Source organism: Citrobacter gillenii, assembly GCF_013337685.1.
Lineage (GTDB): Bacteria > Pseudomonadota > Gammaproteobacteria > Enterobacterales > Enterobacteriaceae > Citrobacter > Citrobacter gillenii.
The window spans coordinates 245,791-259,440 of sequence record NZ_SUQN01000008.1; the positions used below are offsets into that span (position 1 = coordinate 245,791).

Consider the following 13,650-nt stretch of genomic DNA (forward strand, 5'->3'; position numbering starts at 1 on the left):
AATTTATTCTTCAATTATAAGCAGTTCTTCCAAACACTCGTTTAATTTTTTGACATTAAGAAAATGTCCAGAAACAAAGTTAGAAGCAAGCCAAAATACCAAATTCAAAAACTTCGCATTCGATGTGAATTCACATAAGATGAAAGCTAAGAATCTTGCTAAGTTTTCTTCACATGTCAGGCCATTTTTCATTTTAATTATAGCATAACAACAAATATAGAATATCCTGTCGATTCTCGCCCCATAAGGGTTTATGAACGAAAAATCCGTATCTTTAAGTTTCCCGTTAAATATTTGGTTATTAGTATAGCTTTTCTGCAAATACCTAAAAAATAACTGGCTCATAAGAGCATATAAATCAATCTTATCATTGAATCTACCAGAATATAGCTTGATTAACTCTCCTAAAAAGTAACCTGTTTCATCATTTTTAGAATATGCCAAATTATATATATCTTCTATTGATAGCGGATAAGGATACATTCCAGCACTATGTAATAATATTCCCCTTTCGCGTTCACCATAAGAGGTATATTTAACCGCTTCATTGATATATTTATGAAAGTCGATAACCTTCATATTTAAAACTTTGTGAAAGAATATATTTGCCATCAAATCGGCCGTGAAATATGGTATTCCGTTTGTAATACTGGCATAAATATTTTTTAAATAGTCATCCCCAACAATTTTACGAAACATATTAAGTTCATTAGGGATATTACCGATCTTAGGATAATGTACTCTTATTTGCTTTTGAATAGCATAAAGATTTTTAATAAACTCACCATGATAAGCTTTAATACTTTCGGATGTATTTATATTAATTTTTCCATTTTCATTTAATCCGATAGTCTTGTATTCATCTTCCTCTATTGCTTCTAACCACAACTTGATTGCCTGGGCATCTTCTTCTATTAGCAAAAATTTAATATCTTTCTCGATGAAAAAATTAACAAAAGAGTTGATACAAATATAGCAGATTGTAAAAATATCTGTTGATATATCACCTTCGATATCATCGCCTCCTGCTTCAAAATCTTTTATCTTTATATTTTTATCAGTAAGGCTGATCATTGATGCTTTAACTTGTTCGTTCTTAGCAATTAGATCTAATCTAAAGTTTACTGGAATATTCTCATTTATATTTAAATCTTGCTTTGGTTCCTTTTTAGGTAAAAAATCTTTTATAACATTTATCATCTCTTCCGGATCTGAAGGTAAACTAATAGACTGAAAAAGATCCGTTCCATCGTTTGACTCATTTCTAATTTCGTGAGCTAACCGTAATACAGCAACATAGGGAGGCATTCTTTCTTTTAAAATTAATCTTTTCATCCCCACTTTATTTACTTCATCTAACTTGCTATTTAGTAATACTTTTGCAACAGGAGAATCACTACTAATAAAATAATTACTATTAATAGAAGAGCCAGCTACAATGATTTTTGTTAGGTCTTTGCCATTATCATTATAATGAACCCCACAAACTACACCTTCAACATCATCAGAAGGAATAAACTCTTGGTTACTTTTCTTTGACATCATTATTTGCATACAAATATGCGATACAAACTTATAGTTTTTTTTCTGGCGAATCCAAAAAAAATTTAATAGCTAAATCATGACCAAATCTTGTATATCCCAGCGATATGATTTTATCATTTAATCTTAATAGACTATTAGTTGGCTCTTTGAATTTTTTATAATCAGTATCATTTACAACTTTTTCTATCGCTGAAAAATACCCAATTTTTTCAAAAGCATGGAGTTTTAATCTTATAAAATCAAGATCCTGACTCGTATTATATTCTTCAATTAACGACAATGCCTTTCCCATTTCATTGTGGGACAAGTAGGTAGACAATGCCATTGTATGAATTGACATAGGTTTGTCTTTGTTATCAACAATATCATAAAGAGAACAAAAAGCTTGATACAAACCTGTTTCGTACAACCCATTAAGATATTGGTAAACAATTGGAGAACACCAGTAGCAATGTTTATTGTCGAAGTATTTTCCCATTAATTCACATAGCTGATTGTTCCTTTCAACTTCTCTTAAATCTTCTGAAATATTATATATAAATACTGAGTTTATTGATTTAAAATCATCGTTGTCACAATCACCAATTTCCTCGATAATATCATCTACTATCTTACTGTCTCTTCTGTTTATATCGCTCTGCTCAATATATAAATTTAATTTTAACTTTGAGAAAAGCTCACTCAGCCTTCCTTGGTCGGTTTGTATTGCCCCCCCGGTATCGATCCACTCAATCAAACTGGTATCGTCTATCAACTCTCTTGCAAGGATAAAATCTGATAAGGAGATAACCTCTTTAGAAAGAATTCCTTTAACTATCTCTTCCTTATAACTTTTATCACCGCTACATCTTCGAATGATATTAACAGGGTGGCTTTCTTGCTCCTGTTCATTAAGGTGTAAAACACGAAGGTTATTGGCTAATTCTTGACTTATTTTATCGACTGAATCTATGTTTTTTATAAGAATTTCCCTCAGTCTTTCATCTCCTTCCTTCGTAAACAAATAGCAGGGAACAATTACATTAAAAAGCCTAAAATCACTCCCTTGGCTCTCAGCATATAATTTGAGTGTTTCATCTATAAGGTTCGATATCCGATCTTTTTCTTTTTGTGATAACAGCCAGTAATCGTCACCAACTATGTCTTGATTAAGTAACATACCTCTTGTGAACAAATGTATAACTCTGGAATTATAACTTGGGAAATAGTCCACTAAAAAATTTGCAACATCTAATGCAGTCTCAAAACTTTTTACTCTGAATAAACCTGAGATCAGACCAATCAATTCCTCTTCGGTTAAACCATGCTTCCCTGTTGAGGCTCTCTCCTGCAAAACTTCTTCACTTAGTGTTAACTCAAGCAACAAAGCCCTACTAAAAGGGCCTTTAACATCTGTTGAATTATACCTATCCATCATTCTATCTTTGCCAAACTTGTTAAATTCAAGTCTTAATAATAAAGATAGTGATAGATCTTTTATCATTTCATTATTAGATGATAAAACTATTTCATTAAGAATAGAAAATTCCGCATGAGAATTTGCGTCTTCTACTAAATCAGCCTTTATTCTCAATAGTACAAAAAGATCATTAATTTCTTTTGTTTGATTTTTAATAGATAAAATTAAATCAATTTTCGTTTTTGCATCTAATATTTTCCTATTAGATATATCACTTAATATTTTTTTAACAGGTTCTCTAAGATCTTCTGGCACTGTTAAATTAATGAACGTATTATAATTCTCAATAAATAAATTTTTATCACGAGCGACATTATCTCCTGGTCCATAATGTGCTTGATTCAAACTTTCCATTACTCATTATTCCCATTAATGATTTTATCTCTTCCAACATTATCGCCTGTCCCATAGTGTGTTTGTTTTACTGAGACTATTGATGCATTAGGGATATTTTCAAGTACATTCATCACTTCCGGGTTGGCTTTTAAATGTTTCTCAATAGCTTTTTCACTCATATCATCATTAACATTCAATTTTTCTATTTTTTCTGCTAAAAGTTCAGCATTTTCATCACTTGTAATAAATTCAGTTAGTTTCTTTTTAATATTATCTTTTGTGAAAGATATTCCAGCCAGCAATAAATCATAGATAGCCCTTGAAACTATTGCTGTGGTAATAGGTCCCATAATTTAGTCCTCGCGTGGTTTGTTTACTCGTTTAGGGGTGGGTATTTAGCTGATGCAAGAATATCATTATACAACTTAGGGCTACTTTTCAAGATATGCAACTCAATCTTTTGTAATGCCTCGAAGATTCTATCATTATCGGGAACAGCATACCTTTCCGTTGGGTCAGTTGTATTACGATGGTTAAGTAGTCTCTTAACAACAGCATAAGAAACAAGCTCTTCTGCTACACGACCAAAAGTTCTACGAAGATCATGCATACCAAGTTTAACAATACCTGCTTCTGCACAAAGGTATTCTCTCAAACTTTTGCTGTCAGAGTAATGACCAACTTTGCTCCGGTTCGATCGAGCGGGAAAAACCCATTTTAGTCTTTCTTTACGAGTTTCGGCTTCCTGAACAATGTCCCTTCTGTCTTCCAGTATCACCTTCACCGCATCACAAATTGGTAACTCATGGTCGTTTCGATTCTTAGTGTCATAGAAGCGAATGATACGATTTTCAAGATCTACATAACTTGTCGTTTTAGCCTCTTCATTTGTTAAAGCTTCTCTCCAACACAAGGCTGCGGTTTCTTCTTTTCGAGTACCAAGAAGAACTGTCAACAGCAGGTAATCACAACCCAAACGGTTAAAACTTCTCTTGTTATGCAATGCAGTTAAGAACCGACCGAGTGTGTCCTTTGGTGATAGAGGATTTCGGACTCCTTTGGCTTTATAACTATCTTCAAGTTCAGAACGAGTCCTGAATTTTTTCTGCACTTTTAGTATTGAAAACGGATTGTATGACAGTGATGGTTGTCTTTGTTGAGTCTGTGCATTACTTGCTTCAATCTCGATAGCATGTCTGACAGCAACATTAGCCCATCTAAAAGTTTGCTCGGCTGCTGTCCTGGCTCTTGAAGCAATCTCGTCAAACTTACGTAGGATTTCATTGCCTGTTAAGTCCTTCACCCGGAGACCAGCCCATTCCTTTAAACGATTTTCTGCCTTGTCTAACACTGACAGTGTGTTTGGTTTGGCTGGTTTAGACCTGCCAAGAAGGTGTTGACGATATTGAGCAAACACTTCATTGATAGTGAGTTCAGAAGCCTCTGTTTCTCGTTTAATCCTATTGGGATTTCTTTTGGTGGCGATCATGGTCTGAACCAATTGCCTGGCAGCTTCACGAGCTTGATCAATGTTCGGAAAATCAGACACATTGCCTACTTTCACTTTTAATACAGAACTGGGTTTCTTACCCTCACTCAAACTACGGTTACCAGAAGACACTCTTCTCTGGATTACATACGTTTTTTTCGTCAAACTTACCTTAACTCCGAATCCCACTGGGGCTTCCCTGTGATCATCAAAGACTATGTAAGGTTTTTGGTCGGAGTTAGCTTCGAAAACAACTTTTCCTGAGCTACTAAGTGCAGGTTTAACATTGATACTTAACTTGTTGATAATAAAGGACTGACTGAGAGTTGTTTTCAAAGTATCACCACCATTTGTAGCCCAGAGAAAGAGTAAAACCAATCTATCACGCATTGGGCTACAAGTGAGCTACAAATTTGTGGGTTCATGTGAGTTTAACAGGGGTTTAAATGGGGCCACATGAGTACCTGAAAGATTAAAAAAATGAGTAAAATCAATATGAATGAAGACATTGAGAAGGAATTCTCTAACCATACGCCGATGATGCAGCAGTATCTTAAGCTGAAGGCTCAGCACCCGGAGATCCTGCTGTTTTACCGCATGGGCGACTTTTACGAACTGTTTTATGACGATGCCAAACGTGCGTCGCAGCTGTTGGATATCTCGCTGACCAAGCGCGGCGCATCCGCGGGCGAACCGATCCCGATGGCGGGCATTCCCCACCACGCGGTAGAAAACTACCTCGCAAAACTGGTGAATCAGGGGGAGTCGGTTGCCATTTGCGAACAAATTGGCGACCCGGCCACCAGCAAAGGTCCGGTTGAGCGCAAAGTTGTCCGCATCGTCACGCCCGGTACCATCAGCGATGAAGCGTTGTTGCAGGAGCGTCAGGACAACCTGCTGGCCGCCATCTGGCAGGACAGCAAAGGCTACGGCTATGCCACGCTAGACATCAGCTCCGGGCGCTTTCGCGTCAGTGAACCAGCCGACCGTGAGACCATGGCGGCAGAATTACAGCGCACTAACCCGGCAGAACTGCTGTATGCCGAAGATTTCGCCGAGACCTCGCTGATCGAAGGCCGTCGCGGACTGCGTCGCCGTCCGCTGTGGGAATTTGAAATTGATACCGCCCGCCAGCAGCTTAACTTACAGTTTGGCACGCGGGACCTGATTGGCTTTGGTGTCGAAAACGCACCGCGCGGCTTATGTGCCGCAGGCTGTCTGCTGCAATATGCGAAAGATACCCAGCGCACCTCGCTGCCGCATATTCGTTCCATCACCATGGAACGCCAGCAGGACAGCATCATTATGGATGCCGCCACACGCCGGAATCTGGAGATTACCCAGAATCTGGCCGGCGGTATCGAAAATACGCTGGCCTCGGTGCTCGACTGCACCGTCACCCCGATGGGCAGCCGCATGCTTAAGCGCTGGCTGCATATGCCGGTTCGCGACACCAAAATCCTCACCGAACGTCAGCAGACGATCGGCGCCCTGCAGGATGTCACCAGCGAATTACAGCTGGTTCTGCGTCAGGTCGGCGATCTGGAGCGTATTCTGGCCCGCCTGGCACTGCGTACCGCGCGTCCACGCGATCTGGCCCGTATGCGCCACGCCTTTCAGCAATTACCTGAACTGCGTGCACAGCTGGAAGGCGTCGACAGCGCGCCGGTACAGATGCTACGCGAGAAAATGGGCGAGTTCAGCGAACTGCGTGAACTGCTGGAACGCGCCGTCGTTGAAGCCCCGCCAGTACTGGTACGCGACGGTGGCGTCATTGCGCCAGGCTATAACGATGAACTGGACGAGTGGCGGGCGCTGGCCGATGGCGCGACCGACTATCTTGACCGACTGGAGATCCGCGAGCGTGAACGCACCGGGCTGGACACGCTTAAGGTTGGATTTAACGGTGTACACGGTTACTACATTCAGATCAGCCGCGGTCAAAGCCATCTGGCGCCCATTAACTACGTGCGCCGCCAGACGCTAAAAAATGCCGAACGCTACATCATTCCTGAACTCAAAGAGTACGAAGACAAAGTCCTGACCTCGAAGGGTAAAGCGTTGGCGCTGGAAAAACAGCTGTACGACGAACTCTTCGACATGCTGTTACCACACCTGGCGGATTTACAGCAGAGCGCCAGCGCGCTGGCCGAGCTCGACGTGCTGGTCAATCTGGCCGAACGGGCTTATACCCTGAATTACACCTGCCCGACCTTCACCGATAAACCCGGCATTCGTATTACCGAAGGTCGTCATCCGGTGGTTGAACAGGTGCTGACCGAACCGTTTATTGCCAACCCGCTGAATCTTTCACCTCAGCGCCGGATGTTGATCATCACCGGGCCGAATATGGGCGGTAAAAGTACCTATATGCGCCAGACCGCACTGATCGCCCTGCTGGCCTACATCGGCAGCTATGTTCCGGCGCAAAAGGTTGAGATAGGTCCGATCGATCGCATCTTTACCCGCGTGGGCGCAGCGGATGACCTGGCGTCCGGTCGTTCGACCTTTATGGTTGAGATGACCGAAACCGCCAATATTTTGCATAACGCCACCGAGAACAGCCTGGTGTTGATGGATGAGATTGGGCGCGGCACCTCCACCTATGACGGTCTGTCGCTGGCATGGGCGTGCGCAGAAAATCTTGCCAATAAAATCAAGGCATTGACGCTGTTCGCAACCCACTACTTTGAACTGACTCAGTTAGCAGAGAAGATGGAAGGCGTTGCCAATGTGCATTTGGACGCATTAGAGCACGGCGATACGATTGCCTTTATGCATAGTGTGCAGGATGGTGCGGCAAGCAAAAGCTATGGTCTGGCCGTCGCTGCGCTGGCCGGTGTGCCGAAAGACGTCATCAAACGTGCGCGGCAAAAACTGCGCGAACTGGAAAGCATTACGCCAAATGCCGCCGCAACCCAGGTAGACGGGACGCAAATGTCGCTACTTTCAGCACCGGAAGAAACATCTCCCGCTGTAGAAGCGCTGGAAAATCTCGACCCGGATTCCCTGACGCCGCGTCAGGCGCTGGAATGGATTTATCGGTTGAAAAGCCTGGTGTAACACTCGTTGTGCCCGATGTCGCTGCGCTCATCGGGCCTACATGAACTGCCATTTCCTGGCCCCTCAGCGTTGCGCCATCGGCGTACATATCTGGAGAATGACGCCAGAAATAGAATCTTTGGTATATTGCCTGATCGTATAGCTCGGCGGTTCATTGACGGTAATATCTGTATAATCAGCGTACGTAACGCGTTGTTCCCGAAAAAGTTCGCGCACTGTATTCGCCATTTCAGGGTTTCCAGGAAAATCGACACTCAGGGTTGAAAGGTCGAGCTCAACACGTATTTTTCGCTGATCTTCTTTAATACTTTCTTCTGCCGAAACAGACACATACATATAAGGCTTTGCCGCATTAACGAGTGAATAAGTTATCTCGCTATTATAATATAGATAATTAAATTGCCGACCAGTTACCGTCATTACAGACATAATCTGGACTGGGATTGTGCTATCGCCACTCTTAACATCCATATGGGCCTGACATTTAACAACAGAGCCAACGGACTCGCTATTATAGATTTGCATAATTTGTTCATGTGATGCGCTTTGCACGCCAGAACTCATTCCCAGTAAAAATAATAAAACGACTCGCCGATAGAATGACATGTTTCTGATGACGTCCTTGCTGTCATGCTGCAAAAAAGAATTTAAGCAATTATAGGCCGGGCAAGGCAAAGCCACGCCCGGGATTTTGATTAGCGCTTACCTTCCGCCAGCAGCGGCGGGATGCTCGGCACCATTGGCGCGTCATCGATGTCTTTTTGCGTCATGCGAAACGCCTGCGGGTAATGTTCGCGACTGGTACGGCGTAGCGGCTCGGTATCACGCCAGGTGTAAAGGCAGTGCTGGCACTGGTATACCGTCCAGACGCCTTTCACCGGCGAGGTTGCCATCACTTCAATATGTTCATCAGCACAACGTGGACAAATCATCTGCTACTCCTTATTTACGGTTGGCCAGCATGGCGGTCAGCTTTTCAGCCCAGGCTTTGGTTTCCGGTAAATCGCATACCGGCTGGCTGTAGTGACCACGGTTATCCGGTGCAACCGGGGTAGTGGCATCAATGATCAGCTTATCGGTGATCCCTGCCGGGCTGGAACCCGGATCCAACTCCAGCACCGACATGTTCGGTAACTGCACCAGATCGCCTGCCGGGTTGACCTTCGACGACAGCGCCCACATCACCTGCGGCAGGTTGAACGGGTCAACGTCCTCATCCACCATAATCACCATCTTCACGTAGCCCAGACCGTGCGGCGTGGTCATCGCCCGCAGGCCGACCGCGCGGGCAAAGCCGCCATAGCGTTTTTTAGTGGAGATAATCGCCAGCAGACCGTGGGTGTACATGGCATTCACCGCCTGTACCTCCGGGAATTCCGCTTTCAGTTGCTGATACAACGGCACACAGGTCGCAGGCCCCATCAGGTAGTCGATTTCGGTCCACGGCATACCCAAATACAGCGATTCAAAAATCGGTTTGGTGCGATAAGAGACTTTATCAATACGCACCACCGTCATATTGCGCCCCCCGGAATAGTGACCGGTAAACTCACCAAACGGGCCTTCGATTTCACGTTTGCGGCTTTCGATAACACCTTCGAGGATCACCTCAGAACCCCACGGCACGTCAAAACCGGTGAGCGGCGCGGTGGCGATCGGGTATGGGCTTTCACGCAGCGCACCCGCCATCTCATATTCAGACTGATCGTACTTCAGCGGCGTAGCGCCCATTAGGGTAATGATCGGATCGTTACCCAGGGTGATCGCAATCGGCAGATCTTCACCGCGTTCTTCGGCTTTATGCAGATGCAGCGCGATGTCGTGCATCGGTACCGGCTGCAGGCCAAGCTTACGTTTGCCCTTCACTTCCATGCGGTAGATGCCGACGTTTTGCTTGCCGAAGTTATCCGGATCCAGCGGATCGCGCGACACCACGCAAGCTTTGTCGAGATAGAAGCCCCCGTCGCCGTCGTTCAAACGAAACAGCGGCAGAATGTCGAACAGATTAATGTCTTCGCCGTCGACAGTATTCTCAGCCCATGCCGGGTTCGCACGGCGCTCCGGGGCAATCGGAAATTTATCCCAGCGTCGGATAAACTCATCAATCTGTTTTCTGACCGGCGTATTGATCGGCAGCCCCATCGAAATGGCATGGTTTTGCCATGAGCCGATGGTGTTCATCGCCACACGGGCGTCGGTAAAGCCACGAATATTGTCAAACCACAATGCCGGTGCACCATCGCCGATACGCCCGGTCGCATTAGCGGCCGCGGCCAGATCCGGCTCAGCGTTCACCTCTTCGCTGATTTTCAGCAATTGCCCCTGGTCGTCCAGCGCCTGCAAGAAACCGCGCAAATCATCAAATGCCATTATTCATTCTCCTGTGAAAAATTCTGCGCCGGTCGTAAACCCTGCCAGCGACGGGCGTTCGGATGTTCCAGACCAAACTGATCGAGTACGCGCGCCACAATGTGCTGCGTGATGTCGTCGATCGTTTGGGGATGGTTATAAAACGCGGGCATGGGCGGCACCATCGCGACGCCCATGCGGGAAAGTGCGAGCATATTCTCCAGATGGAGGGTACTCAGCGGCATTTCACGCGGCACCAGCACCAGTTTGCGACCTTCCTTCAGCACCACGTCGGCAGCACGGCCCACCAGCCCTTCGGCATAGCCTGCGCGAATTCCGGCCAGCGTTTTCATGCTGCAGGGGATAATAATCATGCCGTTGGTGTGAAATGAGCCGGAAGAGATCGTCGCCGCCTGGTCCGCCGGGTTGTGGCAATAATCCGCCAGCGCAGACACCTCGCGGACGCTATAAGGCGTTTCTAGTTCAATGGTGGTTTTCGCCCACTTCGACAGCACCAGATGTGTTTCCACCTCCGGCATTTCCCGCAGCGCCTGTAGCAGCGACACACCAAGCGGTGCTCCCGTTGCACCGGTCATCCCTACGATCAGTCTCATTCAGCCCCTCAATATTTGTTCGTGTACGAACATTTTAGCTAAAATACGCTCTCGATACATTTCAGGCAAGGGTGACTCGCACAGATAGCTAAAGAAACGATCGTTAAAAAATGGCGCATTACCCGCTATGATAGAAGCCGACCGCGATCCCGGAGTCCCTATGCCGTTACGAAATAAAGCCTTTCACCTGTTACGTCAGCTTTTCCAGCAGCATACGTCACGCTGGCAGCACGAATTACCGGAGCTCACCAAGCCGCAGTACGCAGTGATGCGCGCTATTGCCGAGCATCCCGGCATTGAACAGGTTGCTCTCACCGAAGCCGCGGTCTGCACCAAAGCCACGCTTGCCGAGCTGCTGAGCCGTATGGAAAAGCGTGAGCTGGTCAGGCGTGAACACTTCCCGGCGGATAAGCGTCGTCGGTTTGTCTATTTGACTGAGCAAGGTGAGGCACTACTGGCAAGCGCAGCGCCGCTGGGCGATAGCGTTGATGATGAGTTTCTGGGCAGGTTGAGCGAGGAAGAGCGTGAACAGTTCACGCAACTGGTACGCAAGATGATGGGGTAATTCTGCCGGATGGCAATAAACCAAGAAAAAGGCCAGCCTCACTGAGACTGGCCTTTCTTGATAGAACTGTGCTTACTCGCGGAACAGCGCTTCGATATTCAGTCCCTGTGTCTGCAGGATTTCACGCAGACGACGCAGACCTTCAACCTGAATCTGACGAACACGTTCACGAGTGAGACCAATTTCACGGCCCACATCTTCCAGTGTCGCAGCTTCATACCCCAGCAGACCGAAACGACGTGCCAGCACTTCACGCTGTTTGGCGTTCAGTTCGAACAGCCATTTGACGATGCTCTGTTTCATATCATCGTCTTGCGTGGTGTCTTCCGGACCGTTTTCCTTTTCGTCGGCCAGAATATCCAGCAACGCTTTTTCGGAATCGCCACCCAGCGGGGTGTCTACCGAGGTAATGCGCTCGTTGAGTCGGAGCATACGGCTGACGTCATCAACCGGTTTATCCAGTTGTTCAGCAATCTCTTCTGCGCTCGGTTCGTGGTCCAGTTTATGCGACAACTCACGCGCGGTACGCAGATAGACGTTCAGCTCTTTTACTATATGGATCGGCAGTCGGATCGTGCGGGTTTGGTTCATAATCGCCCGTTCGATCGTCTGGCGGATCCACCAGGTTGCGTATGTTGAGAAGCGGAACCCGCGCTCCGGGTCAAACTTCTCGACGGCACGGATAAGCCCCAGATTGCCCTCTTCAATCAGATCCAGCAATGCCAGACCACGATTGCCATAACGACGGGCAATTTTAACCACCAGACGCAGGTTACTTTCAATCATGCGACGGCGAGAGGCTACATCTCCACGCAATGCGCGACGCGCGAAATACACTTCTTCTTCGGCTGTTAACAGTGGCGAATAACCAATCTCACCAAGGTAAAGCTGAGTCGCGTCCAACACACGCTGTGTGGCCCCTTGCGATAACAGCTCCTCTTCAGCCAGGTCGTTATCACTGGGTTCCTCTTCACTCAAGGCTTTTTCATCAAAAGCCTCTACTCCGTTCTCATCAAATTCCGCGTCTTCATTTAAATCATGAACTTTCAGCGTATTCTGACTCATAAAGGTGGCTCCTACCCGTGATCCCTAAACGGAACAAGCAAGTGAAAGCCTGGTTCCGCCGAATTATCGCTGCGGTAAATAGCGCAGCGGGTTTACGGATTTCCCCTTGTAACGAATTTCAAAATGCAAGCGTGTAGAGCTGGTTCCGGTGCTACCCATGGTAGCTATTTTCTGCCCCGCCTTGATTTCTTGTTGCTCCCGAACCAGCATTGTATCGTTATGGGCGTAGGCACTCAGGTAATCATCGTTGTGTTTGATGATAATAAGATTACCGTAACCGCGCAGTGCGTTACCGGCATATACGACGCGTCCATCTGCGGTCGCGACAATAGCCTGTCCCTTACTGCCTGCAATGTCGATCCCTTTATTGCCACCTTCGGTAGCCGCAAAGTTTTCAATCACTTTACCGTCAGTCGGCCAACGCCAGGTGGAGATTGGCGCACTGGTAGACGTTGAGCTTGCAGTCGATTCGGTTGCGCTAACTGCTGGTGCCGTTACTGGCGCTGTGACAACTGTCCCAGCAGGCTTGTTGTTCGGCAACATTTTGTTAGCACTTTGTTCACCTGAATCCTCAGAATACGTAATTGTTGGTTTCGAAGCAACAGCGACGGTGGAATTTTGTGCAGGGTTGGTCACAACTCCTTGCTGTGCTGCATCCGCCTGGGTGATGGCATTGCCGCCGGTAATCGGCGCACCCGATGCGTTGCCCACTTGCAGAGTTTGTCCCACATTCAGGCCATACGGGGCCGGAACGTTATTGCGTTGTGCGAGGTCACGGAAATCGTTCCCGGTTATCCAGGCAATATAGAAAAGTGTGTCACCTTTCTTAACTGTATAGGTGCTGCCGCCGGTATAGCTCCCTTTCGGAATGTTCCCATACTTACGGTTGTACACAATGCGTCCATTTTCCATCTGTACAGGCTGCTGCGCAACGGGCTGAATTTGTGTTGACTGCGTGGTTGGACGCTGCACCGGTTGGATCTGCGGCGTTTGCTGTGCGGTCGCCGTCGTGCCCATTTTAGGTGGAGGCGTGATTAGCATGCCAGAATTGGTGTTCGTTGGCGCACCGCCATCAACAGAGTTGACCGGCGCAGGCGGATTCGAGGTGTTAGAACAGCCTGCCAGCCATAACGAAACCAGTGACAATGCCGCCATGCGGCGAACG

General features: G+C 46.4%; 12 protein-coding genes. 2 read left to right on the forward strand and 10 right to left on the reverse strand.

What is annotated here, in order from left to right:
• Nucleotides 1-3: 3 nt before the first annotated feature.
• Genes FCH32_RS19825 through FCH32_RS19840 form a run of 4 tightly spaced genes read right to left on the reverse strand, consistent with a single transcriptional unit; the run spans nucleotide 4 to nucleotide 5,165 of the window.
• Nucleotides 4-1,542, reverse strand: a complete 1,539-nt coding sequence (locus FCH32_RS19825; RefSeq protein WP_174361404.1) for a hypothetical protein — start codon at nucleotides 1,540-1,542, stop codon at nucleotides 4-6.
• 31 nt (nucleotides 1,543-1,573) lie between these two features.
• A complete protein-coding gene (locus tag FCH32_RS19830) occupies nucleotides 1,574-3,358 on the reverse strand; it encodes a hypothetical protein (RefSeq protein WP_174361405.1) in 1,785 nt (594 codons plus the stop codon).
• Nucleotides 3,358-3,690, reverse strand: a complete 333-nt coding sequence (gene gapS6a, locus FCH32_RS19835; RefSeq protein ID WP_174361406.1) for a GapS6a family protein — start codon at nucleotides 3,688-3,690, stop codon at nucleotides 3,358-3,360. Before gapS6a ends, FCH32_RS19830 begins: the two co-directional genes overlap by 1 nt.
• A gap of 23 nt (nucleotides 3,691-3,713) precedes the next feature.
• The gene (locus FCH32_RS19840; protein ID WP_174361419.1) at nucleotides 3,714-5,165 is read right to left on the reverse strand and encodes a tyrosine-type recombinase/integrase; all 1,452 of its coding nucleotides are present in this window, start codon (nucleotides 5,163-5,165) and stop codon (nucleotides 3,714-3,716) included.
• Nucleotides 5,166-5,324: 159 nt separating this feature from the next.
• Between FCH32_RS19840 and mutS the strand changes: the two genes are divergently transcribed.
• On the forward strand, nucleotides 5,325-7,892 hold the full coding sequence (gene mutS / locus FCH32_RS19845; protein WP_174361420.1) for a DNA mismatch repair protein MutS: 2,568 nt from the start codon (nucleotides 5,325-5,327) through the stop codon (nucleotides 7,890-7,892).
• A 63-nt stretch (nucleotides 7,893-7,955) separates the two neighbouring features.
• Here the strand turns inward: mutS and FCH32_RS19850 are convergent, their stop codons facing one another.
• From FCH32_RS19850 to FCH32_RS19865, 4 genes are all read right to left on the reverse strand, one after another.
• Nucleotides 7,956-8,498: a hypothetical protein gene (locus tag FCH32_RS19850; protein WP_174361407.1), complete on the reverse strand. Its 543-nt coding sequence runs from the start codon at nucleotides 8,496-8,498 to the stop codon at nucleotides 7,956-7,958.
• 89 nt (nucleotides 8,499-8,587) lie between these two features.
• The gene (locus tag FCH32_RS19855) at nucleotides 8,588-8,824 is read right to left on the reverse strand and encodes a non-oxidative hydroxyarylic acid decarboxylases subunit D (RefSeq protein ID WP_096755928.1); all 237 of its coding nucleotides are present in this window, start codon (nucleotides 8,822-8,824) and stop codon (nucleotides 8,588-8,590) included.
• A gap of 10 nt (nucleotides 8,825-8,834) precedes the next feature.
• A complete protein-coding gene (locus FCH32_RS19860; RefSeq protein WP_117343154.1) occupies nucleotides 8,835-10,262 on the reverse strand; it encodes a non-oxidative hydroxyarylic acid decarboxylases subunit C in 1,428 nt (475 codons plus the stop codon).
• Complete coding sequence (locus tag FCH32_RS19865) at nucleotides 10,262-10,855, reverse strand: non-oxidative hydroxyarylic acid decarboxylases subunit B (protein ID WP_117343153.1); 594 nt, start codon at nucleotides 10,853-10,855, stop codon at nucleotides 10,262-10,264. Before FCH32_RS19865 ends, FCH32_RS19860 begins: the two co-directional genes overlap by 1 nt.
• Before the next feature lie 160 nt (nucleotides 10,856-11,015).
• On the opposite strand from FCH32_RS19865, the gene FCH32_RS19870 reads away from it, so the two are divergent.
• Nucleotides 11,016-11,420, forward strand: a complete 405-nt coding sequence (locus FCH32_RS19870) for a MarR family winged helix-turn-helix transcriptional regulator (protein ID WP_117343152.1) — start codon at nucleotides 11,016-11,018, stop codon at nucleotides 11,418-11,420.
• Nucleotides 11,421-11,492: 72 nt separating this feature from the next.
• Here FCH32_RS19870 and rpoS read toward each other — a convergent pair whose 3' ends face one another.
• Together rpoS and nlpD are read right to left on the reverse strand one after the other, a co-directional pair.
• Nucleotides 11,493-12,485: an RNA polymerase sigma factor RpoS gene (gene rpoS / locus FCH32_RS19875; RefSeq protein ID WP_000081498.1), complete on the reverse strand. Its 993-nt coding sequence runs from the start codon at nucleotides 12,483-12,485 to the stop codon at nucleotides 11,493-11,495.
• Between the two features lie 63 nt (nucleotides 12,486-12,548).
• Entirely contained in the window at nucleotides 12,549-13,631 is a 1,083-nt protein-coding gene (gene nlpD / locus FCH32_RS19880) for a murein hydrolase activator NlpD (RefSeq protein ID WP_326929984.1), read from the reverse strand.
• Between the last annotated feature and the right edge of the window lie 19 nt (nucleotides 13,632-13,650).